1 protein-coding gene is annotated in these 268 nt (G+C 73.5%); it reads right to left on the bottom strand.

Features of this window, described 5'->3' with window-relative positions; genetic code table 11:
- On the bottom strand, positions 1-268 hold a 268-nt coding region (locus R0J88_RS20510), incomplete at both ends, for a sigma 54-interacting transcriptional regulator (protein WP_410900953.1).

The raw sequence follows: 268 nt of genomic DNA, 5'->3' as shown, positions 1-268 counted from the left end.
CCGCTGGTCAGCTCCAGCAGGCCCAGCTTGCCCTCCGGGCGCGCGCCCTCGAAGGCGCCCGGGGCGTAACCGAACAGCTCCGTCTCGGCCATCGACTCCGGCAGCCCCGCGCAATTGAGCGCCATGAAGGGGGCCTGGCCGCGGGGGCTGGCCAGGTGGCAGGCCCGCGCCAGCAGCTCCTTGCCGGTGCCGGTCTCGCCCTCGATCAAGAGCGGCGCATCCAGCGGTGCCATGCGGCGAGCCTCCTTGACCACCGCCGACAGCTGAC

The organism is Pseudoalteromonas sp. SIMBA_162 (genome assembly GCF_046535955.1).
In the GTDB taxonomy this organism is placed as follows: Bacteria; Pseudomonadota; Gammaproteobacteria; order Enterobacterales; family Alteromonadaceae; genus Pseudoalteromonas; species Pseudoalteromonas marina.
This window is presented reverse-complemented; position numbering and strand designations above follow the sequence as displayed.